26 protein-coding genes are annotated in these 22,926 nt (G+C 71.5%); 16 read left to right on the plus strand and 10 right to left on the minus strand.

The window, feature by feature from the left end; genetic code table 11:
* Positions 1-402: a MaoC family dehydratase N-terminal domain-containing protein gene (locus tag AB0I15_RS13370; RefSeq protein ID WP_358094261.1), complete on the minus strand. Its 402-nt coding sequence runs from the start codon at positions 400-402 to the stop codon at positions 1-3.
* Positions 399-1,112, minus strand: a complete 714-nt coding sequence (locus AB0I15_RS13375) for a GntR family transcriptional regulator (RefSeq protein WP_358094264.1) — start codon at positions 1,110-1,112, stop codon at positions 399-401. Before AB0I15_RS13375 ends, AB0I15_RS13370 begins: the two co-directional genes overlap by 4 nt.
* A 135-nt stretch (positions 1,113-1,247) precedes the next feature.
* Between AB0I15_RS13375 and AB0I15_RS13380 the strand changes: the two genes are divergently transcribed.
* The 7 genes from AB0I15_RS13380 (at position 1,248) to pgeF (ending at position 7,429) form a co-directional block, all read left to right on the plus strand.
* The gene (locus AB0I15_RS13380) at positions 1,248-2,459 is read left to right on the plus strand and encodes a CaiB/BaiF CoA-transferase family protein (protein ID WP_358094267.1); all 1,212 of its coding nucleotides are present in this window, start codon (positions 1,248-1,250) and stop codon (positions 2,457-2,459) included.
* Complete coding sequence (locus tag AB0I15_RS13385; protein ID WP_358094270.1) at positions 2,456-2,842, plus strand: thioesterase family protein; 387 nt, start codon at positions 2,456-2,458, stop codon at positions 2,840-2,842. The genes AB0I15_RS13380 and AB0I15_RS13385 overlap by 4 nt, the downstream gene beginning before the upstream one ends.
* Positions 2,839-3,822 carry a tripartite tricarboxylate transporter substrate binding protein gene (locus AB0I15_RS13390; protein ID WP_358094272.1) on the plus strand — a complete coding sequence of 328 codons (984 nt, stop codon included), beginning with the start codon at positions 2,839-2,841 and terminating at the stop codon, positions 3,820-3,822. Before AB0I15_RS13385 ends, AB0I15_RS13390 begins: the two co-directional genes overlap by 4 nt.
* Entirely contained in the window at positions 3,819-4,304 is a 486-nt protein-coding gene (locus tag AB0I15_RS13395; protein ID WP_358094274.1) for a tripartite tricarboxylate transporter TctB family protein, read from the plus strand. Before AB0I15_RS13390 ends, AB0I15_RS13395 begins: the two co-directional genes overlap by 4 nt.
* The gene (locus AB0I15_RS13400) at positions 4,304-5,791 is read left to right on the plus strand and encodes a tripartite tricarboxylate transporter permease (protein WP_358094277.1); all 1,488 of its coding nucleotides are present in this window, start codon (positions 4,304-4,306) and stop codon (positions 5,789-5,791) included. The genes AB0I15_RS13395 and AB0I15_RS13400 overlap by 1 nt, the downstream gene beginning before the upstream one ends.
* A complete protein-coding gene (locus AB0I15_RS13405) occupies positions 5,788-6,558 on the plus strand; it encodes an enoyl-CoA hydratase/isomerase family protein (RefSeq protein ID WP_358094280.1) in 771 nt (256 codons plus the stop codon). The genes AB0I15_RS13400 and AB0I15_RS13405 overlap by 4 nt, the downstream gene beginning before the upstream one ends.
* A 163-nt stretch (positions 6,559-6,721) precedes the next feature.
* Positions 6,722-7,429 carry a peptidoglycan editing factor PgeF gene (gene pgeF, locus AB0I15_RS13410; protein WP_358094283.1) on the plus strand — a complete coding sequence of 236 codons (708 nt, stop codon included), beginning with the start codon at positions 6,722-6,724 and terminating at the stop codon, positions 7,427-7,429.
* On the opposite strand, the gene AB0I15_RS13415 is transcribed toward pgeF, so the two are convergent.
* The 3 genes from AB0I15_RS13415 to AB0I15_RS13425 are packed head-to-tail and all read right to left on the minus strand — an operon-like array spanning position 7,426 to position 9,663.
* The gene (locus AB0I15_RS13415) at positions 7,426-7,767 is read right to left on the minus strand and encodes a hypothetical protein (protein ID WP_358094286.1); all 342 of its coding nucleotides are present in this window, start codon (positions 7,765-7,767) and stop codon (positions 7,426-7,428) included. The two genes, pgeF and AB0I15_RS13415, sit on opposite strands and share 4 nt — an antisense overlap.
* A 26-nt stretch (positions 7,768-7,793) precedes the next feature.
* Complete coding sequence (locus AB0I15_RS13420; RefSeq protein WP_358094289.1) at positions 7,794-8,945, minus strand: ATP-dependent DNA ligase; 1,152 nt, start codon at positions 8,943-8,945, stop codon at positions 7,794-7,796.
* A complete protein-coding gene (locus AB0I15_RS13425; protein ID WP_358094292.1) occupies positions 8,920-9,663 on the minus strand; it encodes a pyrimidine reductase family protein in 744 nt (247 codons plus the stop codon). Before AB0I15_RS13425 ends, AB0I15_RS13420 begins: the two co-directional genes overlap by 26 nt.
* An 84-nt stretch (positions 9,664-9,747) precedes the next feature.
* Between AB0I15_RS13425 and AB0I15_RS13430 the strand changes: the two genes are divergently transcribed.
* Entirely contained in the window at positions 9,748-11,139 is a 1,392-nt protein-coding gene (locus AB0I15_RS13430) for an FAD-dependent monooxygenase (protein WP_358094295.1), read from the plus strand.
* 121 nt (positions 11,140-11,260) lie between these two features.
* Entirely contained in the window at positions 11,261-11,656 is a 396-nt protein-coding gene (locus tag AB0I15_RS13435) for a hypothetical protein (protein WP_358094298.1), read from the plus strand.
* Between the two features lie 91 nt (positions 11,657-11,747).
* Here AB0I15_RS13435 and glgX read toward each other — a convergent pair whose 3' ends face one another.
* From glgX to AB0I15_RS13450, 3 genes are all read right to left on the minus strand, one after another.
* Positions 11,748-13,880, minus strand: coding sequence for a glycogen debranching protein GlgX (glgX, locus tag AB0I15_RS13440; RefSeq protein ID WP_358094301.1), 2,133 nt, complete (start codon positions 13,878-13,880; stop codon positions 11,748-11,750).
* Positions 13,881-13,947: 67 nt separating this feature from the next.
* On the minus strand, positions 13,948-14,364 hold the full coding sequence (locus tag AB0I15_RS13445; RefSeq protein WP_358094304.1) for a hypothetical protein: 417 nt from the start codon (positions 14,362-14,364) through the stop codon (positions 13,948-13,950).
* A gap of 96 nt (positions 14,365-14,460) precedes the next feature.
* Positions 14,461-14,886 carry an OsmC family protein gene (locus AB0I15_RS13450; RefSeq protein ID WP_358094307.1) on the minus strand — a complete coding sequence of 142 codons (426 nt, stop codon included), beginning with the start codon at positions 14,884-14,886 and terminating at the stop codon, positions 14,461-14,463.
* A 164-nt stretch (positions 14,887-15,050) separates the two neighbouring features.
* Between AB0I15_RS13450 and AB0I15_RS13455 the strand changes: the two genes are divergently transcribed.
* The 6 genes from AB0I15_RS13455 to AB0I15_RS13480 all read left to right on the plus strand — a co-directional run bounded on the left by AB0I15_RS13455 (position 15,051) and on the right by AB0I15_RS13480 (position 19,815).
* The gene (locus AB0I15_RS13455) at positions 15,051-15,608 is read left to right on the plus strand and encodes a sigma-70 family RNA polymerase sigma factor (protein ID WP_358094310.1); all 558 of its coding nucleotides are present in this window, start codon (positions 15,051-15,053) and stop codon (positions 15,606-15,608) included.
* 112 nt (positions 15,609-15,720) lie between these two features.
* Positions 15,721-16,611 carry a maleylpyruvate isomerase family mycothiol-dependent enzyme gene (locus AB0I15_RS13460; protein WP_358094313.1) on the plus strand — a complete coding sequence of 297 codons (891 nt, stop codon included), beginning with the start codon at positions 15,721-15,723 and terminating at the stop codon, positions 16,609-16,611.
* A gap of 131 nt (positions 16,612-16,742) precedes the next feature.
* Positions 16,743-17,969: a serine hydrolase domain-containing protein gene (locus tag AB0I15_RS13465; RefSeq protein ID WP_358094316.1), complete on the plus strand. Its 1,227-nt coding sequence runs from the start codon at positions 16,743-16,745 to the stop codon at positions 17,967-17,969.
* Between the two features lie 286 nt (positions 17,970-18,255).
* Complete coding sequence (locus tag AB0I15_RS13470; protein ID WP_358094318.1) at positions 18,256-18,672, plus strand: hypothetical protein; 417 nt, start codon at positions 18,256-18,258, stop codon at positions 18,670-18,672.
* A gap of 140 nt (positions 18,673-18,812) precedes the next feature.
* Positions 18,813-19,184 (plus strand): VOC family protein, encoded by a 372-nt coding sequence (locus tag AB0I15_RS13475; protein ID WP_358094321.1) that lies wholly within the window; start codon positions 18,813-18,815, stop codon positions 19,182-19,184.
* 55 nt (positions 19,185-19,239) lie between these two features.
* On the plus strand, positions 19,240-19,815 hold the full coding sequence (locus tag AB0I15_RS13480; RefSeq protein WP_358094324.1) for an HD domain-containing protein: 576 nt from the start codon (positions 19,240-19,242) through the stop codon (positions 19,813-19,815).
* A 126-nt stretch (positions 19,816-19,941) separates the two neighbouring features.
* On the opposite strand, the gene AB0I15_RS13485 is transcribed toward AB0I15_RS13480, so the two are convergent.
* Entirely contained in the window at positions 19,942-21,288 is a 1,347-nt protein-coding gene (locus AB0I15_RS13485; RefSeq protein ID WP_358094327.1) for an ankyrin repeat domain-containing protein, read from the minus strand.
* A 184-nt stretch (positions 21,289-21,472) separates the two neighbouring features.
* Between AB0I15_RS13485 and AB0I15_RS13490 the strand changes: the two genes are divergently transcribed.
* The gene (locus AB0I15_RS13490; protein WP_358094330.1) at positions 21,473-22,183 is read left to right on the plus strand and encodes a DUF1707 domain-containing protein; all 711 of its coding nucleotides are present in this window, start codon (positions 21,473-21,475) and stop codon (positions 22,181-22,183) included.
* A 120-nt stretch (positions 22,184-22,303) separates the two neighbouring features.
* Here the strand turns inward: AB0I15_RS13490 and AB0I15_RS13495 are convergent, their stop codons facing one another.
* Positions 22,304-22,906 carry a helix-turn-helix domain-containing protein gene (locus AB0I15_RS13495; RefSeq protein WP_358094333.1) on the minus strand — a complete coding sequence of 201 codons (603 nt, stop codon included), beginning with the start codon at positions 22,904-22,906 and terminating at the stop codon, positions 22,304-22,306.
* Positions 22,907-22,926: the final 20 nt, after the last annotated feature.

Consider the following 22,926-nt stretch of genomic DNA (forward strand, 5'->3'; position numbering starts at 1 on the left):
CTATTTCCGGATTCGGGTGCCGACATGCTTCACCACCAGCTCGCCGTCCGGCCGCCTGAACTCCGTCTCGAACGTCAGCAGCGCCATCGTCCCCGCCTTCCCGCTCTTCTCCACGACCCCGGTGAACCGCGGCCGTGAGACGAGCACGTCGCCCGCCCGCAGCGGCGCGTGGTACTCGAACCGGTCACCGCCGTTCAGCCACCCCGACCCGTACGACGCCGCGGCCGGCAACGACGGCGGCTCGTCCAGGAAGCACGCCGTGAACGTGGGCGGCACCACGGAGTCCGAGGAGGAAGCGGTGTCCCCGACCGCCCGCCGGTAGAAGTCCAGATGACGCCGCTCGACGACGTCCTCGCGCAGGGGCCCGGTCCAGCCGACCGCCTCCTGGAGTGCCTCGATCATGTGTCTCCTTCCCTGACCCGCTTCAGCCAGGCCAGCGACTCGGGGGAGTGGCCGCCGACCCGGTCCTCGATCCCGTCGAGGAACGTCATCTCCCCGTGCCCGGCCAGCTCGGCGTGCACGGCCTCCGGCGAGCCCGACTCGATCACCTCGAGCAGCCGGCGGTGCCGGGCCCAGTCGTCAACGAGCGACTCGCCCGATGCCCTGGCCTGCCGGTTCATGCCCATGCAGAGCAGCATCTGGAGCTGGATCGAGCGGTAGGCCTCCTCCAGCCGCCGGTGCCCGGACAGCCCGATGACCGAGCTGTGGAACTCCACGGCCTGCTCCAGTACGCCGATCCAGTCCCCGGAGCGCGCGCAGTCGCCGTGCCGGTCGAGCGCGGCGTGGCAGCGCTGGAGGCGGGACTGCTCGCGTACCGGGACGCCGAGGTCCACGGCCATCCGCTCCAGCTCGCGCCGGAGCGTGACGATCTCGTAGATGTCGTGCAGCGTGAGCCGCGTGACGAAAGCGCCCCGCCGCGGCTGCTGCGTGATCAGCCCCTGCTGCTCCAGCACCCGCATCGCCTCGCGCAGCGGCGGCCTGCTGACGCCCAGCTCCTGGGTGAGCTGGTTCTCCACCACGCGGTCGCCCGGCTGCAGCTTGCCGCTGAGCAGCATGCGCATCAACGCCTCGGTGGCGAGCTGAACCATGCTGGGGGGTGCCTCGATGCGCATCGTGGTCTCTCTTGTCGTCGGCGATCATTGTCTGCCGCCATAGTGCCGAAGAAGTTCCGGCAGAGCTCTTGTCTAGCTCAGTTGTCTTCTGTAGACAATAGACCAACCCCGGCCGAAGTGAGGTTTTCGTAACATATGACTCCCTTGTCCGGAATTCGAGTGGTCGAAGTGGGCGCGTTCATGGCCGCCCCCTTCGCGACCATGCAGCTCGCCGACCTCGGCGCGACCGTCATCAAGGTCGAGAACCCGGCCGGTGGCGACCAGGTGCGCGCCATCGGCCCCTTCGCGGCCGGCCACAGCTCCCCGTTCGCCCGCCTCAACAGGAACAAGCGGTCGGTCGCCCTCGACCTGAAGTCGCCGGACGGCGCCGCCGCCTTCCGCCGCCTCGTCGAAAGCGCCGACGTGCTGGTCGAGAACCTGCGCCCCGGCGCCATGCGCAAGCTCGGCCTCGGCTTCGACGACCTCAGGACGCTCAACCCCGGCCTCGTGTACGTCTCCGCCTCCGGCTGGGGCCAGGACGGCCCCCTCGCCGACCTGCCGGGCCTGGACATCATGGCCCAGGCCCGCGGCGGCCTCATGAGCGTCACCGGCATGCCCGGTGGCGACCCGGTCAAGGTCGGCGTGCCGATCGCGGACCTGGTCTGCGGCCTGTACGGGGCGCTCGGCGCCGTCTCCGCCCTGCACGCCCGCACCCTGACCGGCCAGGGCCAGCACGTGGACGTGTCCCTGCTGGAGTCGGCGGTGTCGTTCGCCATCTGGGAGGCGGGCAAGTTCTTCGCCACCGGCGAGGTCGGCGGGCCGCTCGGCTCGGCGCATCAGAGCACGGCCCCGTACCAGGCGATCCGCACCGCCGACGGCTGGTGCACGGTCGGGGCCGTCACCCCCAAGACCTGGCGGGGCTTCTGCGTCGCCCTCGGCCTGACCGGCCTGCTCGACGACGAGCGCTACGCCGACGCCCACGACCGCCACGGCCTGCGCCACGAGCTGATCCCCGCCATCGAGCGGGTCACCGCCGAGCGCACCACCGCCGAGGTCGTGACCGCCCTGGAGGCCGAGGGCGTGCCCTGCGCCCCCATTTCCGACTACTCCCAGGTGTTCGACGACGCACACCTCAACCAAAGGCGCTTCTTCTGGGATGCCGAGCATCCCGAGATGGGCCCCGTACGCCAGCTCGGCTCGGCCATGCGCTTCTCGGAGACGCCGACCAGACGCGGACCGGCCGGGCCGCTGCTCGGCGCGGACACCGTCGAGGTGCTGCGCGAGTGCGGCCTGACCGAGCAGGAGATCGACCGGCTGCTGGCCGAAGGCGCGGCGGCCCAATCCCCCACCCCCTTGGAGAGTTCATGAGCGACCAGCTGACCCCCGGTGCGAGCGCCAGCCTCACCTGGGTCGTGACCGAGCGGCACTGCACCCGCCGCGGCGACCACGACATCTTCTCCACCCCCAACCTGGTCCACCTGATCGAGGACGCCGCGATCGAGGCGCTGGCCCCCTACCTGGCCGACGGCCAGGGCAGCGTCGGCAGCAGGGTCGAGATCGCGCACGTGGCGCCCACGCTCAAGGGCGGCGAGGTGACCGCGACCGCCACGGTGACCGAGGTGGACCGGCGGCGCGTCGCCTTCGCCGTGGTCGCCGAGGACGGCAACGGGAAGATCGGTGAGGGCACGCACGAGCGCTTCGTCATCGACCTGGCCAAGTTCGCCGCCAAGCTCGACGGGCAGGCGTCATGAAGGCGCGGCCCGGCGCGCTGCCCGCCGTGCTGCTGCTGGGGACGCTGCTCCTGGGGACGGCGGCCTGCGGCGCGGACGCCGACGCGGGCGGCGGCGGAGCCTGGAAACCGCGCGGCGACGTCCGCATGATCGTCCCGTTCGCCGCCGGCGGGGGCAGTGACCTGGCCGGCCGCGCCATCGCCACCGCCCTGGAGAAGGCCCAGCCCGGTCTGAAGGTCACCGTGGAGAACCGCGACGGCGGCTCGGGCGCGGTCGGCTACTCGGGCATGCTGGGCAAGAAGGGCAACGGCAACTACCTGCTGGCCACCGAGAACGCCATCCTGTCCCTGCCACTCAGCGGCCAGGTGTCGTTCACCCGCAAGGACTTCACGCCCGTCGCCAAGCTCGCCGAGGACGGCGGCATCCTCGTGGTCAAGGAGGACTCCGCGTTCAAGACCTGCGCCGACGTGGTGACCGCGGCCAAGAGCGGCCGGGTCAGCGTGGGCATGTCGGGCGCGTACGGCGTGGACAACGTGATCTACACGATGATCGAGAAGAAGACCGGCGTGACCTTCCAGCGCGTGCCGTTCGAGTCGGGCGGCGAGCTGGTGCCGGCGGTGCTCGGCGGCCAGATCCAGGTCGCGCTGCTCAACCCCGGCGAGGTGATCGGCCAGTTCAAGTCCGGTGACCTGCGCGGCCTGTGCGTCACCACCGACAAGCGCTACACCTACCCCGAGTTCGCCCAGCTCGGCACGGCCAAGGAACAGGGCATCGACGTCTCGTACGTGCAGTTCCGGGGCTTCCTGGCGCCCGGCGGGCTGGACGAGCGCGAGCGCGCCTACTGGGAGGGCGCCGCCAGGGGCGTCACCAAGACCCCCGAGTTCCAGAAGTGGCTCAAGGACAACTACCTGCAGCAGGCCGAGCTGTACGGCGACGACTTCGGCACCTATCTCGAGCAGCTCGACACCGCACTCGCGCCGGTGCTGAAGAAGTCGTCATGAGGCAGCTCCTGCGTGGCGAGGCCGCCGTCTGGGCGCTGCTCGTCTGCCTGTCGGCCGCCATGGCCGCAGTCTCGTTCGGCTACGGGATCACCAAGGAGGGCGGGCAGGTCGGGCCCGGGTTCCTGCCGCTGGTCAGCGGCGTGGCCCTGGCGCTGCTGTCGGGCGCCTGCCTGCTGCGGTCCGTACGCGCCGCCGCCGAGGAGGCCGCCCCCGAGGAGGAGGACACCGACCCCCGGCGCGTCAGGACGCTCTGGACCGTCTTCGGCCTGCTGCTGGTCGCGCTGCTGCTGGTGCCGCTGACCGGCTTCCTGGTGGCGTTCGGGCTGCTGGTGTTCACCGTGTCCGCGTTCGTCGAGCGGCAGCCGATCGTCTCCGCCGCCGTCGTGGCGCTCGCCGCCACGCTGGTGATCTACGCGGTGTTCGTGCTGTTCCTGGCCGTGCCGCTGCCGGGCGGGCTGCTCGGCGTCGGAGGCGACGGCTGATGCTGGACAACCTGATCATGGGCTTCGGCGCCGCGCTCACGCCCGCGAACCTGCTCTGGTGCTTCGTCGGCGTGCTCGCCGGCACCGTCATCGGCCTGCTGCCCGGCCTCGGCTCGACGACCGGCGTGGCCGTGCTGCTGCCGCTGACGCTCTCGTTCGAGCCGCTCACCGCGCTCATCATGCTCGCCGGCATCTACTACGGCGCCCAGTACGGCGGCACGATCACCTCCGTGCTGATCTCCACGCCCGGCGAGGCGGCCAGCGTGGTCACCGCGATCGACGGCTACCAGATGGCCCGCAAGGGCCGGGCCGGCGCCGCCCTGTCGATCGCGGCCATCGGCTCGTTCGTCGCCGCCATCGTCTCGCTGATCCTGCTGGTCGCCATGGCGCCGCCGTTCGCCAAGCTGGCGCTCGACTTCGGGCCGCCGGAGAACCTGGCCGTCATGGTGCTCGGCCTGACCACCATCGTCAGCTTCTCCTCCGGCGCGCGGCTGCGCGGCCTGGCCATGGCGATGCTGGGCATCCTGATGGCCACCGTCGGCGTGGACGCCGCCACCGGGCTGCCCCGCTACACCTTCGGCGACGTGGACCTGCTGTCCGGGCTGCCGTTCGTCCAGGTGATGATCGGGCTGTTCGCGGTCGGAGAGGTGCTCTTCCAGATCAGGCAGGGCGCCGCGAAGCCCATCAGGGCCCGCTTCAGGGACCTGGTGATCACCCGCGAGGAGCTGTCGCGCTCCAAGGGCGCCATCGCCCGGGGCAGCGTGATCGGCTACCTGCTCGGCTGCCTGCCGGGGGCCGGCTCCACGCTGGCGTCCTTCCTCGCGTACGGGGTCGAGAAGCGGGTCTCGCGCCACAAGGACGAGTTCGGCCACGGCGCGATCGAGGGCGTCGCCTCCCCGGAGAGCGCCAACAACGCCGCCGCCAACGCCAACTTCGTGCCCACGCTGGCCCTGGGCATCCCCGGCGGCGCGACCACGGCCGTGCTGCTGGGGGCGTTCATGATGTACGGGATCCAGCCGGGGCCGCTGCTCTTCGACGAGCAGCCGGAGCTGGTGTGGGGGCTGCTGGCCTCGTTCTTCATCGGCAACGTCATGCTGCTGGTGCTGAACCTGCCGATGGCGCCGCTGTTCGCGCAGTTGCTGCGGATCCCGTACGGGTACATGTATCCGCTGATCCTGGTGACAAGCTTCGTCGGGGCGTACTCGATCGACAACAACATGTTCAGCGTGTGGGTGGTGTTCGTCTTCGGGTTGGTCGGATATTTCATGAAAAAGTTTGATCTGCCGATGGCGCCGCTCGTGCTCGGCCTCGTGATCGGGCCGCTGTTCGAGAAGGCCCTGGTGCAGACGTCCGCCATGGGCGACGGCGACCTGACGATCATCTTCACCCGGCCGATCGCGCTGGTGGTGCTCGTCCTGGCCGCCCTGCTGCTGGCCGGGCCCTCATTGCTCAAACTGATCCCTCGAAAGGTCAAGGAGACCGTGTGAGCGAGCTACTCGTCACCGCCGACGGGCCCGTGCTGCGGGTGGTGTTCAACCGGCCGGCCCAGCACAACGCGCTGACCTGGGCCATGTGGGACGGCCTGTACGACGCCTGCGAACGCGCCGACGCCGACCCGGAGATCAGGCTTCTCGTGCTGTCCGGGGCGGGCGGCCGGGCGTTCGTGGCCGGGACCGACATCTCCCAGTTCGCCGAGTTCACCGACGGGCAGGACGGCGTCGCCTACGAGCGCAAGGTCCAGCGCGTCATCGACCGCCTCGAACGCGTCCAGGCGCCCACCGTGGCCGTCGTCCAGGGCTACTGCGTGGGCGGGGGCCTGGTCGTGGCCGCCGCCTGCGACCTGCGCCTGGCCGTACCCGGGGCGCGGTTCGGGGCGCCGATCGCCAGGACGCTCGGCAACTGCCTGTCCATGAACACCTACTCCCTCCTCGTCCACCACCTCGGGCCGGCCAGGACCCTGGACATGCTGCTGCGGGCCCGCATGTACACGGCCGAGGAGGCGCACGCGGCCGGGTTCGTCGCCGAGCTGTGCGACCTCGACGACCTGCCCGCCCGGCAGGCGCAGGTCGAGGAGCGGCTGCTGGGCCACGCCCCGCTGTCGATGTGGGCCGCGAAGGAGGCGGTCAGGCGGCTGCGCGTGGCCAACCTGCCGGACGGCGACGACATCGTGGCCACGGTCTTCGGCAGCGCCGACTTCCACGCGGCCGTCCCGGCCTTCCTCGCCAAGGAGAAGGCCACCTGGCAGGGCCGCTGACCCTCCCGGAAGGCCTCGCTGGGAGAGGATGACCTCCGGGCTTCGCCGGGAGAGGACGGCCGTAGGGCTTCGCCGGGAGGCGGCGGTTTCAGGGCCGTGCCGGGAAGCGGCGGCCTCAGGGCCTCGCTGGGAGGAGGCGGTTTCGGGCTCTAAGATCTGAGGCATGCTTCTGGCCCCCGGCGTCCACGTCGCCATCACCGATCGTCACGGAGGGGTCAGCGCCCCTCCCTACGGTTCGCGCAACCTCGGCGGCATGGTCGGCGACGACCCCGCGGCCGTGCGGGCCAACCGCCAGGGCGTCGCGGCCGAGTTGGGCGTGCGGGCCGTCGTCTTCATGCGCCAGGTCCACAGCGCCGACGTCGCCTACGTCAGCGAGCCGTTCGGCGACGACCCGCCCCCGCTCGACGGCGTGTTCACCACCGAGCCCGGCCTGGCGCTGGCCTCGCTCGGCGCCGACTGCCCCGCCGTGCTGGCGGCCGACCCGGTGGCCCGCCTGGTGGGCGCCGCCCACTCCGGCCGTCCCGGCACCGAGGCGGGCATCGCCACCGCCCTGGTGGAGGCCATGGCGGGCAAGGGCGCCGAGCCGCACCGGATGGTCGCGCTGATCGGCCCCGGCGCCTGCGGCCGCTGCTACGAGGTGCCCGCGGAGCTGCGCGAGCAGGTGGCCGCGAAGGTGCCGGCGACGTGGTCGACCACGTCATGGGACACGCCCGCGCTCGACCTGCGGGCCGGCATCGAGTCCCAGCTCAGGGCGGCCGGACTGAGCGACGTACGCCACGACGCGCGCTGCACGATCGAGTCGGACGAGCTCTACTCCCACCGCCGCCGGCAGCCCGGTGGCAGGTTCGCCGGGCTGATCTGGCTCGCCTAACTCTTCCGGGAGGCGTTGAAGATCGCGTTCACCACGATGATCCCGATCCAGATGGGGATCGCGTAGCCCGTGCTGGTTCCGAACAAGGTCAGCAGCACCGTCGCCACGGTGCCGAGGACCACGGACACGATCGCCAGGGCGAGCCGCTGTGCCTCGGCCGGGCCCTGATGGGCCACCTGGTGGGCCTTGGGAGCGGCCTCGGCCAGCCGATCGTCCACGCGCCGATCGATCTCCTGGCCCATCTTGTCGAGGAACGACTCCACGACGGCGTCTTCGAATTCAGGCCCGAGGTCGCGGCGCGCGGACACGGAGGCTCGAAGCTCATCTCCAGTACTCATATGTCGAGATATAACGGGATGAACGGCTAACGAGCAAGGATGTCGTCGAGGTTGTAACTCACTGGACGCTCAAGCTGCTCGTACGTGCACGACTCGGGCGTGCGGTCGGGCCGCCACCGCCGCCACTGCGCGGTGTGCCGGAACCGGTCGCCCTCCATCTGGTCGTAGGCCACCTCGATCACCAGCTCGGGCCGCAGCGGGATGAACGACAGGTCCTTCTTGGCGTTCCACCGCGACACCGCGCCCGGCACCCGCTGCCCGCCCGTCGCCGGACCGGCGGCCGGCTGCCCGATGTTGGCCGTCGCCTGCTCGGCCCAGTGACCCCAGGGATGCTCGCTCAGCTCGGCGAGGTAGGGCCTGATCTCCTCGACCAGCTCGGCCCTGCGCTTCATCGGGAACGAGGCCGCCACCCCCACGTGGTGCAGCCGGCCGTCGTCGCCGTAGAGGCCGAGCAGCAGCGAGCCCACGATCGGCCCCGACTTGTGCTCGCGGTAGCCGCAGACGACCACGTCGGCCGTGCGCTCGTGCTTGACCTTGAACATCGTGCGCTTGTCGGGCACGTAGGGCTGGTCACCCGGCTTGACGATGATGCCGTCGAGCCCCGCGCCCTCGAACATCTCGAACCACTCGGCCGCCCGCTCGTCGTTGGTCGTCACCGGGGTCAGCCGGATGGAGCCGCCCTTCTCCGGGAAGATCTCCTCGAGCCTGGCCCTGCGCTCGGCGAACGGCGCCTCCATCAGCGCCTCCTCGCCCACCGCCAGCAGGTCGAACGCGACGAACTGGGCCGGTGTGCGCTCCGACAGCATCGTCACCCGCGACTTGGCCGGATGGATGCGCTGCTGGAGCGCGTCGAAGTCGAGCTGCGACCCCATGGGCAGCACGATCTCGCCGTCGATGACGACCTTGTCGGGCAGCTCGGCCTTCACCGCCTCCACCAGCTCGGGGAAGTAGCGCGTGAACGGGCGCTCGTTGCGGCTGCCCAGGTAGACCTCGTCGCCGTCGCGGAACACGATGCAGCGGAAGCCGTCCCACTTCGGCTCGTAGAACAGCGTGCCGTCCTGCTTCGGCATGGCCTTGACCGGCTTGGCCAGCATCGGCGGCACCGGCGGGCGCACCACCAGGTTGGGCACCGGCTCCGGCTCTTCGACCGGCTCAGGTGGCGTCGTCGGCTCGGTCATGGCTTTGCTCCCTCGTGTACTTGCAGAAGAGGACCCCCTCCTCTTCCAGCACCTGGCTGAGAGCCAGGGTGGTCTGTGCGGGCTCGCCGTTCAGTATGCGCGCCGCGCCGCCGCCGAGCAGCACCGGGCTGATGGACAGGCACAGCTCGTCGACCAGGTCGCGGGCCGAGAGCTGGGCGTTGATCTGGGGCCCGCCCTCGCACAGGACCCTGGTGAGCCCCCGCTCGTGCAGCTCGGCCACGGCCCGCCGCAGGTCGACGTCGTTGTCGCCGGCCACGATCAGGTCGGACCGCTTGGCCGCCTCCGTGCGCCGGTCGTGGGGCGCGGCCTCACAGGTGATCACGATCGTCCTGCTGGGGGCGTCGGTGAACAGCGCGCCGTCGAGATCGAGCGCGAGGCTCCGGGTGATGACGGCGACGGGCGGCACCTCGGGCCGGCCCGCACGGATCCCGGCCCACGACTCGCGCGGCGGGACCGGCCCGTAGCCTTCCTTCCGCACGGTCGCCGCCCCCGCGACGATCACGTCGGCCAGGCCGCGCAGGGTCTGGAAGATCCGCTTGTCGCCCTTGCTCGACAGCCCGCCCGATCGCCCCTCCAGCCAGGCGGCGCCGTCGGCGCTGGCCACCATGTTGACCCGCAGCCACGGCCGGTCGCCGGGATAGGCGTATGCCTGAACGAGGTCCGGGGTGTCCTGTATGTCGGGATAGATGCGCCGCACTCCTCTACCTTGGCACACCCCACCGACAACCCGTCCGGCAGAGGCTGACAGCGATCCGGCAGAGCGGCCTGGCACGGTCGGGCCATGAACGAGAAGACGGATGTGCTCACGGACGTGCTCATCGCCGGCGCCGGCCCGACCGGCCTCACCCTCGCCGTGGACCTGGCCCGGCGGGGCGTCGCCTGCCGCGTCGTGGACCAGGTGCCCGGGCCCGCGGGCGGCTCCAAGGGCAAGGGGCTGCAGCCGCGTACGCAGGAGGTCTTCGACGACCTCGGGGTGATCGGCGAGGTCGTGGCCGCGGCGACGCCCTATCCGCCACTGCGGGTCAGGGTGGGCCGGGTGCCGGTCTGGCAGGCCCGCATGCACAAGCGCGCCCCGGCGACGGAGGCGGTGCCGTACCCGGCGGTGCTGATGCACCCCCAGTGGCGCACCGAGTCGGTGCTGCGCGCGCGGCTGGCCGAGCTGGGCGGGAAGGTGGAGCACGGCACCGCGCTGACCGGCTTCGAGCAGGACGCGCACGGGGTCAGCGCCAGGCTGGGCACGGGCGAGGTGCTGCGGGCGCGTTACCTGGTCGCGGCCGACGGCGGCAAGAGCCCGGTACGCAAGGCGCTCGGCATCGGCTTCACCGGCGAGACGCGCGAGGAGGAGCGGATGGCCCTGGGCGACGTGCGGGTGGAGGGGCTCGGCCGGGATCACATCCACGTCTGGGTCCGGCCGGGCAAGGGGATGGTGGCGCTGTACCCCATGGCCGGCACCGACGCCTTCCAGATCCTGGCCCCGCTGAAGCCGGGCGTGGCGCCGGAGCAGACGCTGGCCTGGTACCAGCGGGTCTTCGCGGAGCGGTCGATGCTGCGCGGCGTGCGGCTGACCGAGCTGCTGTGGTCCTCCTTCTACCGGGTCAACATCCGCCTCGCCGACCGCTACCGCGCCGGCCGCGTCCTCCTGGCCGGCGACGCCGTCCACGCGCACCCGCCGGCGGGCGGGCAGGGGCTCAACACCGGCGTCCAGGACGCCTACAACCTGGGCTGGAAGCTCGCGCGGGTGCTCGCGGGCGCGCCGGAAGGGCTGCTGGACACGTACGAGGAGGAGCGCAGGCCCGTCGCCGCCGGGGTGCTCGGCCTCAGCGCGGACCTGCACGACAAACGGTCCTACAAGCGGGACGAGGAGACCTACCAGCTCTCGCTGAGCTACCGGGGCGGCTTGCTGGCCCGGCAGGGCGGCGAACGGGTGCCCGACGGGCGGCTCCGGCTGGCCGACGGGACGCGGGTGCGCATCTTCGACCTGCTGCGGGGCCCGCACTTCACGCTGCTGTCGCCCGACCCCGCCCCCCACGTCGCGGGCGGGCCCGAGGTGCGCGCGTACCGGCCGGCGGAGCCGTACGGCGGTGAGCGGCACACCCTCGTCCGGCCGGACGGGTACGTCGGGATCTCCACCTCCTCGGCCGGCGAGCTGGCGGCCTACCTGGCCCGGGTGTGATCCCGCCCGCCGGCCCCAGGGCGCGGCTTTTGGGATGGATAGCGCTTTTGTGTATTTGAGGACGTGGCGGCCCCTCTCTGCTTAACGTGGCGCAAGGGATGGGGACCGACAGGGAGGCGCAGTGGGCCTGGTCACCGCTGTGACGTGGACGATCGCCGCGCTCGCCGGGGTGTACCTGCTCTACTTCTGGCTGTCGGCCGGCGGCCTGCGCCGGGCCAAGGTCACCCGCTTCCCCATGGCGCTGGTCTTCTCTCACCCCGCCCTGGCCGTGTCGTCGCTGGTGTGCTGGGCGGCCGGGCTGATCACGGGGAGCAGGGCGCTGGCCTGGGCGGCGTTCGGCGGGCTGGCGGTCGCGGCGCTGCTGGGGTTCGCGATGTTCACCCGGTGGCTGGGCGCCGGACGGCACGCCACGGGCGGCCGGAGGGTTCCGGTGCTCGCCGTGACGTTGCACGGGCTGGCCGGGCTGGCGACGTTCACCCTGGTGTTCCTCACGGCCAGCGCGGCCCGCGTCTTCTGACCTCCCACCCGGTGCCTCAGCACCCGGTGACCCCGCGCCCCCGCTGTGCGCGTCCGCTGAACCCGCGCCTTCCTTCGCGCCCCGGTGGCGGTCAGGACGCGGACTTGGCCTTCCTGGGCTGGCGCAGGACCTGGAACGAGCGGGCCGTGACGGCGACCAGGTCGCCCGCCTGCCACCCCTCGTCCCCGAGCGCGTCCTCCACCGCGTCGTGGCTGGTGTCGAGCACCGGCAGCCATCTCGTGCCGCACTCCTCGCCGGGCAGCGTGAACGGCATGTTCTCGTGGTGGGCGTTGATCAGCAGCAGGAACGAGTCGTCCACGATCCGCTCGCCACGCGGCCCGGGCTCGGTGATCGCCTCGCCGTTCAGGTAGACCATCATCGACTTGGCGTAGCCGATGTGCCAGTCTCCGGCCGTCATCTCCTGGCCGTGCGGGGTGAGCCAGACCAGGTCGCGCTTGCCGTTGTCGGGGTGGCGGCCGTGGAAGAAGCGGCGGCGCTGGAAGACCGGGTGCTCGCGGCGCAGTTTGGCCAGCGCCTTGACGAACTCCAGCAGCTCGTGCTCGGTGTTCAGTTTCGACCAGTCGACCCAGGCCAGCTCGTTGTCCTGGCAGTAGGCGTTGTTGTTGCCGTGTTGCGTGCGGCCGATCTCGTCGCCGTGGGAGAGCATGGGCACGCCCTGCGACAGGAACAGCGTGGTCAGGAAGTTGCGGCGCTGGCGGTTGCGGAGCGTGACGACGTTGGGGTCCTCGACCGGGCCCTCGGCGCCGCAGTTCCAGGAGCGGTTGTCGTTGGTGCCGTCGCGGTTGTCCTCGCCGTTGGCCTCGTTGTGCTTGTGGTCGTAGGAGACCAGGTCGGTCAGCGTGAACCCGTCGTGGCAGGTGACGAAGTTGATCGAGGCGACGGGGCGGCGGCCGGAGGACTCGTACAGGTCGGCGGAGCCGGTCAGGCGGGAGGCGAACTCGGGCAGGGCGGAATGCGTGCCCCGCCAGAAATCCCGGACGATGTCGCGGTATTTGCCGTTCCACTCCGTCCACAAGGGCGGGAAATTCCCGACCTGGTAGCCGCCCGGCCCGACGTCCCACGGCTCGGCGATCAGCTTGACCTGCGAGATCACCGGATCCTGCTGGATCAGGTCGAAGAACGCGCTCAGCCGGTCGACGTCGTGCAACTCCCTGGCCAGCGCCGAGGCCAGGTCGAAGCGGAACCCGTCGACGTGCATCTCCAGCACCCAGTAGCGCAGGGAGTCCATGATGAGCTGCAGCGCGTGCGGCGAGCGTACGTTGAGCGAGTTGCCGCACCCGGTGTAGTCGAGGTAGTAGCGCCGGTCGCCGTCGTGCAGCCGGTAGTAGGCGGCGTTGTCGATCCCCCTGAACCCGAGCGTGGGCCCCATGTGGTCGCCCTCGGCCGTGTGGTTGTAGACCACGTCGAGGATGACCTCGATGCCCGCCTCGTGCAGCGCCCGCACCATGGCCTTGAACTCCAGCACCTGCTGCCCCCGCGTGCCCGCGCTGGAGTAGCGCCCGTGCGGGGCCAGGTAGGCCATGGTGTTGTAGCCCCAGTAGTTGGTCAGCCCGCGCGCCACCAGGAAGTGCTCGGGGACGTAGTGGTGCACCGGCATCAGCTCGACCGCCGTCACCCCGAGCGACAGCAGGTGGTCGATGATCGCCGGATGCCCGACGCCCGCGTAGGTGCCCCGCAGGTCGTCCGGCACGTCGGGGTGCCGCATCGTGAGCCCCCGCACGTGGGCCTCGTAGATCACGGTCTCGTGGTAGGGGATCCGCGGCGACCGGTCGTTGCCCCACTCGAAGAACGGGTTGATGACCACGTTCTTCGGCATGTAGGGCGCGCTGTCCTCGGTGTTGCGCCGGGAGGGATCGGTGAAGTAATAGGGGAACAGCGCCTGGTTCCAGGTCAGTTCGCCGTCGATGGCCTTGGCGTAGGGGTCGAGCAGCAGCTTGGCCGGGTTGCACCGGTGCCCGTGCGACGGCTCGTAGGGCCCGTGCACCCGATAGCCGTAACGCTGCCCCGGCTGGATCCCCGGCAGGTAGCCATGCCAGACGAACCCATCGACCTCGGGCAGATCGACGCGCTCCTCGGAGCCGTCGTCATGGAATAGGCACAGCTCGATCCGCTCGGCGACCTCGGAGAACACCGAAAAGCTGGTGCCAACGCCATCCCAGGTGCCGCCGAGTGGATAGGGCTCGCCCGGCCAGACCTCACGCATGTGACCCAATTGTCGCACGCCAAAGCGCTCTTGGTCTCTCAATGAGCCGATCGCCTTCAGGCCGACTTCAGGTGGACTTCACGCGGAGCGCGCAGGCCGCCCGGCCGCCGCAGTCGACAGGGCCCTGCCAGCCGTCCGGCGTGGGGAAGAACGCCTCGCCGAACTGGGGGTCGAACAGCACCAGCCCGTGGTGCCAGGCCAGGTCTCCGATGCGCTCCGCGGCCAGGTCACCGGCCGTGCCGTAGCGCAGGCGCATGATCACGTGGTCGGAGCCCACCCGCGGCGGTGTGTCCGCCCAGGGAGTGTCGTCGGAGAAGGAGGGCCGGTCGGGGAACCACGTGCGCAGCTCCCGGCAGAAGGAGTCGATCCCGGGCTCGGACGCGCCCTCGTCGTGGGAGGCGGAGCGGCAGCGTTCGTATCTGGCGCAGGCCTGGCGATGGTCGGCCGAGCCGGCCATCGCCAGGACGGCGAGATCGAAGCTCATGGCGCTCATGATGGCAGGTCCGGACGTTACCCGTCCGGTATTCGGAGGGAACCGGCCGCACCGAGCCGGGGGACGCCGCCCCGGCCGGGAACGCGGCTAGAGCAGCTCGGCCTCGAGCGTGATCGTCGTGCCCGTGAGGGCCTTGCTGACCGGGCAGTTGGCCTTGGCGGTCGCGGCGGCCTCCTGGAACTGCTCGGCCGTGATGCCGGGGACCTGCCCCTTCACCTTGAGCACGATCCCGGTGATGCCCTCACCGGGCTGGAACGTGACATCGGCGCTCGTCTGCAGCGACTCCGGCGGCGTGCCGGCGCCGGCCAGGCCGTGCGAGAGCGCCATCGAGAAGCAGGACGAGTGGGCGGCGGCGATGAGCTCCTCGGGGGAGGTCTTGCCGTTGGCCGCCTCGGCCCTGGAGGGCCAGGAGACCTCGAACGTGCCGACGCCCGACGTGTCGAGCGAGACGGTTCCGGAACCGTCGAGCAGAGCGCCCTTCCACTGGGTGGTGGCGGTGCGGGTGGTGGCCATGTCGTGCTCTCCCTCCGTAGTGGAGTTCCGACACTATCGCGGGCCGGCGGCGGGGCCCGACAAAGTCTTGCCCGACGGTCATCCGGCTCTACATTTGGTGCGAATAATGACATGCTCGGGTCGCGGCGCAGATGCCGCCTTGGTCCGGATTACACGGGAGTGTGGTGCCAGTGGAGGCACCGTACGACGACCGCCTGTTACATCAGCGGGTGGTCGGCGGCGATGAGTCCGCTCTGGGGGAGGTCTACGATCGGCTCTCCTCGCTGATCTTCGGTCTCTCACTGCGGGTCACCAGGGACCGGGTGATCGCCGAGGACATTACGCAGGAGGTGTTCCTGGTCTTCTGGGAGCGGCCGCTGGCCTATGACCCGGAGCGCGGCACGTTGCGCGCCTGGCTGGCCACGATCGCGCACCGTCGCGCGGTCGACCACGTGCGCGCCGAGGAACGGCGGCGCGTGTCGGCGCTGGGACCCAGACTGTTCGAACGCGAGCCCGTCAGACTCGAGGACACCGTGCTCGCCGCCGACGAGGCCCAACGGGTCAGGCAGGCGGTGACGGCGTTACCCGACGGTCTGCGGCAGGCGGTGGAGCTCGCCTACTTCGGAGGCAGGACCTACCGGCAGGTCGGCGAGGAACTGGGCGTGCCCGAGGGCACGGCCAAGTCACGCATCCGGCTGGCGCTGCGGCGCCTGGCGGACGCTCTGGCGGAGGAGGAAGTGTGATGGAGACCGGGCACCCGCACGGACGCCCGGTGGCGGTACAGGCAAGAGGCGTGATGGACGCGGGGCGACCGCACAGACGCCCAGCGGACGTACATGCGCAGGAAGAGGTGTGATGGACCCCGTCGAGCGTCTCTATCTGGACGCGATGATGGAGGACCCGGCGGTGCCGGCCCACTCGTTGCGGCCCCAGCTCCTCGCCGGTGCCAGGGCGCGGCGACGCCCGGCGGCCCCCACCGCCGCCTGGGCCGAGCCGTACGCGGGCCGCGTGGCCGCCATGGACGCGCTGCTGGCCTCGGCCGTGGACGACGACTGGTCGCGTGTCATCGTCGAGGGCTGGACCCTCCAGGAACTGGTCGCCCATCTGGCCGCCAAGGACGGCCTGCTGGCCGCCTCCGTCGGAGCCCCCGTGCTCGGCCCGCCCATCGGCGCGCCGGACTCGATGAGCCGTACGAGCGACGTACAGGCGTACGAGCGCGCCCGCAGCCCCGAGCAGACGCGCAGGGACTGGCGGGCCCAGGCCGACGCCCTCTGCCGTCATCTCGCCGACCTGCCCCCCACGACCCCGGCCCTGCTGGACGGCATGGAGGTCGCGGTACGCGACCACATCCTGGGCAGGTGCCTGGAGACCTGGGTGCACACCGCCGACGCGGCCAGGACGGCCGAGGTCCGCCTGCCCGACCCGATCGCCGAGCACATCCGGCCCACGGCCGACCTGTGCGCGCGCCTGCTGCCCTGGACGATGCTCTTCGCGGGGCTGGACGGCGCCGGCCGCACCCTCCACCTGACCCTGACCGGCGACGGCGGGGGCGAGTGGCGGCTGCCGCTGGGCGTGGAGGACTCCGGGCCCGGCGCGCCGGACGCCCACATCACCGCGGACGTGGTGACGTTCTGCTTCCTGCTCGGCGGCAGGGGAGACCCGGCGGACTTTCCGGCGGAGCTGGAAGGCGACCTGTCATTGGCCAGGGACGTCTTGACCAGTGCCCCCGCCTTTTCCGGCCCCTGATTCGTAAAAGGCGCATTTTCTGCTCGCCTGCTATTTCGTGTATATCCCGAAAAAGCAGTGCCGGTGGCGATGAATTCCGGGCCGCCCGGAGGTCTCATCTCATGACGACGAGACCGACGCGGGGAGCTGCGATGAACGTACCGAACGATGAGACGGCCACGGGCGGCCTGTCCAGGAAACGGCTCGGCCGGATGCGGGAGATCCTGACCGCGGCCGTCGAGCGCGGCGAGGTGCCGGGGCTGGTCACTTTGGTGCACCGGCGCGGCGAGACGCACGTGCAGGCGCTCGGCACGGCCGAGTTCGGCGGGGACACGCCGATGCGGCGGGACACGATCTTCCGCATCGCCTCCATGGGCAAGCCCATCACCGCCGTGGCCGCGATGATCCTCGTCGAGGAGTGCCGGCTGCGGCTGGACGACCCGGTGGACGACCTGCTCCCCGAGCTGGCCGGCGGCCGGGTGCTGCGCAGCGTGGACGGGCCGCTCGACGACACGGTCCCGATGGCGCGCGCGATCACCCTGCGGGACCTGCTGACGTTCCGCATGGGCACCGGCGCCGTCATGGCGCCCCCGGGCGGCACGCCGCCCATCCAGCGGGCCGTCGAGGAGGCCGGGGTGGGCCCCGGGCCGGACGGGCCGCCGTTCGGGCCCGACGAGTGGATCAGGCGGCTGGGCGCGCTCCCGCTCGTCCACCAGCCGGGCGCGGCCTGGATGTACCACACCTCGTCCGACGTCCTCGGCGTGCTGATCGCGCGGGCCGCCGGCCGGCCGCTGCCCGAGTTCCTGCGCGAGCGCGTCTTCGAGCCGCTCGGCATGCGCGACACCGGCTACCACCTGCCGGCCGACCGGCTCGGGAGGATGGCGGGGTCGTACGCCGGCGACCCGCGCACCGGCGCACCGGTACGCAGGCCAGGCCCCCGCGAGGGCGCCTGGGACCGCCCGCCGGCGTTCCCCTCGGGCGGCGGCGGCCCGAGCCTGCTCTCCACCGCCGACGACTACCTGGCCTTCTGCCTCATGCTCCTGAACCGGGGCCGGTACGACGGGGGCCGCCTGCTGTCCAGGCGCGCGGTCGAGCTGATGACCACCGACCACCTCACGCCGGAGCAGAAGGCCGGCAACGAGGTCTTCTTCGGCTCCGGCGGCTGGGGCTTCGGCCTGGCCGTCAACGGAAGGCGGGACGACCTGGCCACCGGGCCCGGCCGGTTCGGGTGGAGCGGCGGCCTGGGCACGGAGGCGTACACCGACCCGGGGGAGGGCCTGGTGGGCATCGTCCTGACCCAGCGCGCCCTCACCTCGCCGCGCCCGCCCGCCGTGTTCCAGGACTTCTGGACCTCCGCGTACGCGGCCATCGACGACTGATCGGCGACTGAGCGCGGCGCCGTGCCAATTCGCCACGCCGCGGACAAGGACAAAATTATTGTTTAATGACCCGTCCCGTGAAGGCTAAGGTTTTGACGGGCTGTTTGGGTTCATGGAGGTAAATGAGATTCCGTCCATGGGTACGTCTGCTCTTGTCCGAGTGCTCCGAGAAATGGACGCCGGATTCCGGGTCGATTCACCCATGAACGGAAGAATGCACGTGAATACCACGAAACCACGAACGCGTATCGCGACGCTCATTCTGGCCGGTGCGGCCGCCGGTTCCATGCTCCTGTCCCTGGGCCAGGGGATCGCCGGTGCGAGCGCAGGCGCCCCCGTCGGCCCGACCGGCTTCGGGGTCGCCACAGACGAGAAGCCGGTGCTCGACTGTGGGCGCCGCTGCGGCGGCTGGGGTAACCGCTGGTGGGGCGGCTGGGGCTGGGGCGGCCGCCACCATCACCACCACCACGGCTGGGGCCACCACCGCGGCCACAGGCACGACGACAGGTCCCACCACGTGCCCGAGCACAGGCAGACGGTCAGGCCCGTGACGCCGCCCGTCACCCCGCCCGTGACGCCGCCCGTCAAGGACGTGAAGCCGGTGAAGCCGGTGAAGCCGGTGGACCCGGACCGTCACCACCACGGCGATGACGACTGGGCGCCGTTCGACGACTGGGCGCCGGTCGGCAACGACGGCGACTGACGCGCCGGCCGCCGCTTCCCAGGAGCGGCGGATTCCTCGGAACGGCGGATGACGAGTGCCGTGGCCGGCCGACCGGCCGCGGCATTCGCGTACCGAAGGGCCGGTGCATCGGCGGACGGAGCCGGGGTAGGAAAGATCGCATGGCATGCCGTATCAGCGAACTGGTGCTCGACTGCCGCGACCCCGAGACGCTCGCCGGATTCTGGTGCGAGGTCCTCGGCTTCGTCGTCCTCGGCAGGGACGGCGACAGCATCGAGATCGGGCCGCCGGAGGGCTTCGGGGGCCTCCAGCCGACCCTGGTCCTCAGCCGGAGCGACGAGCCCAAGACGGGCAAGCTGCGCCTGCACCTCGACGTCAACGCCACCGACCGCGACCAGGAGGCCGAGCTGGAGCGCCTGCTCGCCGCCGGCGCGAAGCCCGCCGACGTCGGCCAGAGCGGCCTGGAGAGCTGGCACGTGCTCGCGGATCCGGAAGGCAACGAGTTCTGCCTGCTGCGCACCCGGCTCGACTGACCGCGCGGGCGGAGACCGTCGTTTAGGCTCTGCGCATGACGAGAGGGGGGTCCTCGTGACGGATGATGTGACAGGGCTCGCGGGGCTGCTGTACGAGTTCGGGCTGCTCAAGCGCTACAAGCGGACCGGGTGGCTGGTGGCCGGCGTCCGCGACCCGGAGAGCATCGCCGACCACTCGTTCCGCGCGGCCGTCATCGCCGGCATGATCGCCAGGCTCGAGGGCGCGAACCCGGAGCGGGCGGCGTTCATGAGCCTGTTCCACGACACGCAGGAAACCCGCATCACCGACATCCCCTACATCGGCAAGCGCTACCTCAAGGCCGCCTCCAACGAGGACGTCACCGCCGACCAGATGCGCGGCGTGCCCGCGCCGGTGGCCGACATGGTGAGCGACGCCGTGGGCGAGTACGAAGAGAAGGCCAGCCTCGAGGCCGTCTGCGCGCGCGACGCCGACAAGCTGGAGTGCCTCATCCAGGCCGTCGAATACCGGGAGCAGGGGCACCAGAACGTCCAGGGCTGGATCGACAGCTCGCTGGCCGCGATCACGACCCCGACGGGCAAGCGGCTGGCCGAGGAGGCGCTGAGCACGGGGACCCTGGAATGGGTGACCCGCGTGCTCAACGGCGACTGAGCCCTCGCGTTCCGCCAGGCCTGCTCGGCGGTCCGGCCTGCTCGGTTCGTCCGGCGGTCTGGAGGTCCGGCTCGTCCGGCTGTTCGGATATCCGGCTTGTCCGGCTGCCGGGCTGCCGGGCCTCGGCTATTCGGCGCCGGGCCGGCTGACGAGATCTCTGGCGTACTCGTCGTCGCTCTCGGCCAGCACCCGAGCGGCGCCCCGCTCGGCCCGCTCGTCACCGCGGGCCGCGAGCCCGCGCGTGGCCTCGGCCACCGTGCGCAGGTCGGTGTCGTCCAGCCGGGCCGCCAGGGCCTCCCTGATCCGGGGCGTGTCGTCCGCCAGCCCGGCGAGCCCGGAGGTCGCCCAGTCGCGGATCTCCGAGTCCTCCTCCTCGGTCATCGCGATGAGCAGCGCCAGCCCCTCCTCGTGGTCCGGCGGCAGCACGTCGGCCAGGGCGATCGGGTCGGTCATCGTGCGCTTGTGCCCGGGGCGGGCGAGGATGTCCATCACGTGCGGCAGCGCCCGCGGGTCGCCCTGGTGGCCGAGCGCGGCCAGGACCGAGCGCAGCACCTGCGGGTTGCCCTCCGTGGTGACCATCTTCTGCAGCAGCGGCAGCGTCCTGTCCAGGAACGGCTTCTCCCCGTCCGCGAACCCGAACTGGGCGATCGCGTCCACGCCGAACTCCCGCTCCCTGGCGTCCTCGCTCACGCACAGCTTCGCGAGGGCCTCGTAGGTCTCCTCGTCGGCCCGCTTGCCCAGCGTGTCGGCCACGATCCACCAGGTCTCGGCGTCCTCGTCGATGTCGCGGTGCGCGAGGGCCCGCGCCACCAGCGGCTCCACCGGCGTGTAGGTGCCCAGCGCGTCCTCCAGCAGGGTGGCGATGGCGGCGTGGCCGCGCTGCGCCTGCACCTGCTCGCTCTGCGCGCCGTCGGCGGAGCGGCCGGCCACGGTGACCAGCTCGGTGCCGTCCTTGGCGTACTGGCGGGCCACGACGTATTCCCAGCCGTCCTGCTCGATCTGGTCGAGCAGCGCGCTCTCCAGGTGCACGCCCACCCAGTCGACGGCGATCTCCAGCGGCGTGTCGCCGTCACCGTCGTACTTCTCCGGGTTGGCCCCCGCCTCCAGCAGCACCTGGACCACGCCCAGCGCGCCGCGCCTGGTGGCCAGCGTGAGCGGCGTGTCGCCGTCGTCGTTGGCCGTGTCGATCTCGGCCCCGGCCTCGAGCAGCGCCGTGGCGACGGCGGCGTGGCCGTTGGCGGCGGCCCAGAGCAGCGCCGTCCAGCCGCCGCTCTCCCGGCCGTTGACGTCGGCGCCGGCCGTCAGCAGCACGCCGGCCACCTCGGTGCGGTCCCAGGCGGCGGCCGCGCACAGCGGCAGGCCTTCCTCTTCGCCTTCTGCGGGCTTGTTGGGATCGGCGCCACTGGCGAGCAGCTTGCCGACGGTCTCGGTCTCGCCGTTCAACGCCGCGCGGTAGAGCTGTTCCTCATGCATGACAGGGACCCTAGCCTGGTCCGGCCGCGCCCCGGACCATGCCAGGGCCCCGTGTCATGGCGTAGTACGTGCCACGCCCGTGGAGCGGTTCAAAAGGCACGGGAAATGTGCATGTTTCGACGTATAGAGGGTTTCCTCCCGTAGGAGGAGCTGACATTTGGGCAAGACGCGATATGTTGCGAGTATGACTGAATACGGGGAGGTCCGCGCGTCGGACGCAGAGCGCGAGGCCGTCGTCGAACAGCTCCGTGTCGCCTCGGTCGAAGGACGCCTCACGCTCGCCGAACTGACCGACCGCACGGAGGCCGCCTACACCGCGACCACCCATGCCGAGCTGGCCCTGCTCACCCAGGATCTGCCCGCGGGCGCCACCCCCGCGGCCCCGCCCGTGCCGGCGGGCGAGGCGAGGAAGCGACGATGGTTCGTGGGCGTCATGGGCGACTCCAAGCGGCGCGGCACCTGGCGCATCGACCAGGAGCTCGGCGCGGTCGCGGTCATGGGGGACGTCGTGCTGGACCTGCGCGAGGCCGAGGTGCGCACGAACACGGTGGACATCCTGGCCGTCTCCGTGATGGGCGACGTGAAGATCATCGTGCCCGACGGGGTGAACGTGGACCTCGACGGCGTGGCGATCATGGGGGACAAGAAGGTCGACGTCCTCGAGGGGCCCGACGGCATGAACGTGCCGGTGGTGCGGGTGAAGGCGTACGCGGTGATGGGTGACGTCAAGGTCATCGGCGACTCGCGGGCCAAGCCGCTGCAGCGCGGCTTCTCGGCCTGGCGCGAGCACTGGCGGATGCTGCACGGGGAGGACTGGCGCGAGCTGAGCCGCCGCCTCCGCACGGACGGCCGCGAACTCCGCAGGCAACTCCGCGACGACCAACGCGGCTACTGACTCCTACTTCGGCTGATCCTCTGCTTCGGCTGCCCGCTTACTTCGGCTGCCCGCCTACTTCGGGGGTGCCACCCGGGACGGGCCCGTACGGCCTCGGTGGCCGCTCTCGAACGTGTCCGGTCAGGCGGGTGCGGCCGTGAGGTGGACGGCGGCGAGGGCGGGGGCCCGGAGCATGGCGGCGCGGACCTCGGCGGGCGGGAGGCCCTGCCTGAGGGCGGCCTCGGCGGCGGCGCTGACCGCGCCCACGGCCGCGCCCACGACGGCGGCGGCCGAGACCTCGTCCAGCTCCGCCGGGAACGCCCGCGCCAGCGCCTCGGCCAGTTCGGTGTGCGCGGAGACCAGCCCGTGCAGGAGGCGGGCGGCGAGATCGGGCTCTGAGGCCGCCAGACGCGCCCGTGCGGCGGCCAGGCCGCTCGGCAGGTCGTCGGCCACCACGTCGGCCACCATCGCCGTCAGCGCCGCCTCCAGGACGGCCGCGACGGACTGCCCGGGCCGCCGCCCCCCGACGACCGCCAGCCCCTTGTCGATCCGCGACCGGGCGTTGGCCAGCAGCACGTCCTCCTTGGCCGGGAAGTGGAGGAAGAACGTCCGGGTGGACATGCCGGCCGCCGCGGTGATCTCCGCCACCGTGGTCCGCTCGTAGCCCTTCTCCCCGAACAGCCGCACCGCCGCCTCGACCAGCGCCGTCCTGGTGCGCTCCTTCTTCTCCTCACGCAGCCCCATGCCGGCCGACGTTACTACAC

Source organism: Nonomuraea sp. NPDC050643 (genome assembly GCF_040654715.1).
In the GTDB taxonomy this organism is placed as follows: Bacteria; Actinomycetota; Actinomycetes; order Streptosporangiales; family Streptosporangiaceae; genus Nonomuraea.

Excerpts from the sequence above, each read along its gene's own strand:
- AB0I15_RS13465 (WP_358094316.1), top strand. The coding sequence starts at position 16,743 with ATGAACGTACCGAACGATGAGACGGCCACGGGCGGCCTGTCCAGGAAA.
- AB0I15_RS13395 (WP_358094274.1), top strand. The coding sequence starts at position 3,819 with ATGAGGCAGCTCCTGCGTGGCGAGGCCGCCGTCTGGGCGCTGCTCGTC.
- AB0I15_RS13380 (WP_358094267.1), top strand. The coding sequence starts at position 1,248 with ATGACTCCCTTGTCCGGAATTCGAGTGGTCGAAGTGGGCGCGTTCATG.
- AB0I15_RS13460 (WP_358094313.1), top strand. The coding sequence starts at position 15,721 with ATGGACCCCGTCGAGCGTCTCTATCTGGACGCGATGATGGAGGACCCG.
- AB0I15_RS13375 (WP_358094264.1), bottom strand. The coding sequence starts at position 1,112 with ATGCGCATCGAGGCACCCCCCAGCATGGTTCAGCTCGCCACCGAGGCG.
- AB0I15_RS13475 (WP_358094321.1), top strand. The coding sequence starts at position 18,813 with ATGGCATGCCGTATCAGCGAACTGGTGCTCGACTGCCGCGACCCCGAG.
- pgeF (WP_358094283.1), top strand. The coding sequence starts at position 6,722 with ATGCTTCTGGCCCCCGGCGTCCACGTCGCCATCACCGATCGTCACGGA.
- AB0I15_RS13485 (WP_358094327.1), bottom strand. The coding sequence starts at position 21,288 with ATGCATGAGGAACAGCTCTACCGCGCGGCGTTGAACGGCGAGACCGAG.
- AB0I15_RS13385 (WP_358094270.1), top strand. The coding sequence starts at position 2,456 with ATGAGCGACCAGCTGACCCCCGGTGCGAGCGCCAGCCTCACCTGGGTC.
- AB0I15_RS13370 (WP_358094261.1), bottom strand. The coding sequence starts at position 402 with ATGATCGAGGCACTCCAGGAGGCGGTCGGCTGGACCGGGCCCCTGCGC.
- AB0I15_RS13450 (WP_358094307.1), bottom strand. The coding sequence starts at position 14,886 with ATGGCCACCACCCGCACCGCCACCACCCAGTGGAAGGGCGCTCTGCTC.
- AB0I15_RS13430 (WP_358094295.1), top strand. The coding sequence starts at position 9,748 with ATGAACGAGAAGACGGATGTGCTCACGGACGTGCTCATCGCCGGCGCC.
- AB0I15_RS13470 (WP_358094318.1), top strand. The coding sequence starts at position 18,256 with ATGCTCCTGTCCCTGGGCCAGGGGATCGCCGGTGCGAGCGCAGGCGCC.
- AB0I15_RS13445 (WP_358094304.1), bottom strand. The coding sequence starts at position 14,364 with ATGAGCTTCGATCTCGCCGTCCTGGCGATGGCCGGCTCGGCCGACCAT.
- glgX (WP_358094301.1), bottom strand. The coding sequence starts at position 13,880 with ATGCGTGAGGTCTGGCCGGGCGAGCCCTATCCACTCGGCGGCACCTGG.
- AB0I15_RS13390 (WP_358094272.1), top strand. The coding sequence starts at position 2,839 with ATGAAGGCGCGGCCCGGCGCGCTGCCCGCCGTGCTGCTGCTGGGGACG.
- AB0I15_RS13420 (WP_358094289.1), bottom strand. The coding sequence starts at position 8,945 with ATGACCGAGCCGACGACGCCACCTGAGCCGGTCGAAGAGCCGGAGCCG.
- AB0I15_RS13400 (WP_358094277.1), top strand. The coding sequence starts at position 4,304 with ATGCTGGACAACCTGATCATGGGCTTCGGCGCCGCGCTCACGCCCGCG.
- AB0I15_RS13495 (WP_358094333.1), bottom strand. The coding sequence starts at position 22,906 with ATGGGGCTGCGTGAGGAGAAGAAGGAGCGCACCAGGACGGCGCTGGTC.
- AB0I15_RS13490 (WP_358094330.1), top strand. The coding sequence starts at position 21,473 with ATGACTGAATACGGGGAGGTCCGCGCGTCGGACGCAGAGCGCGAGGCC.
- AB0I15_RS13415 (WP_358094286.1), bottom strand. The coding sequence starts at position 7,767 with ATGAGTACTGGAGATGAGCTTCGAGCCTCCGTGTCCGCGCGCCGCGAC.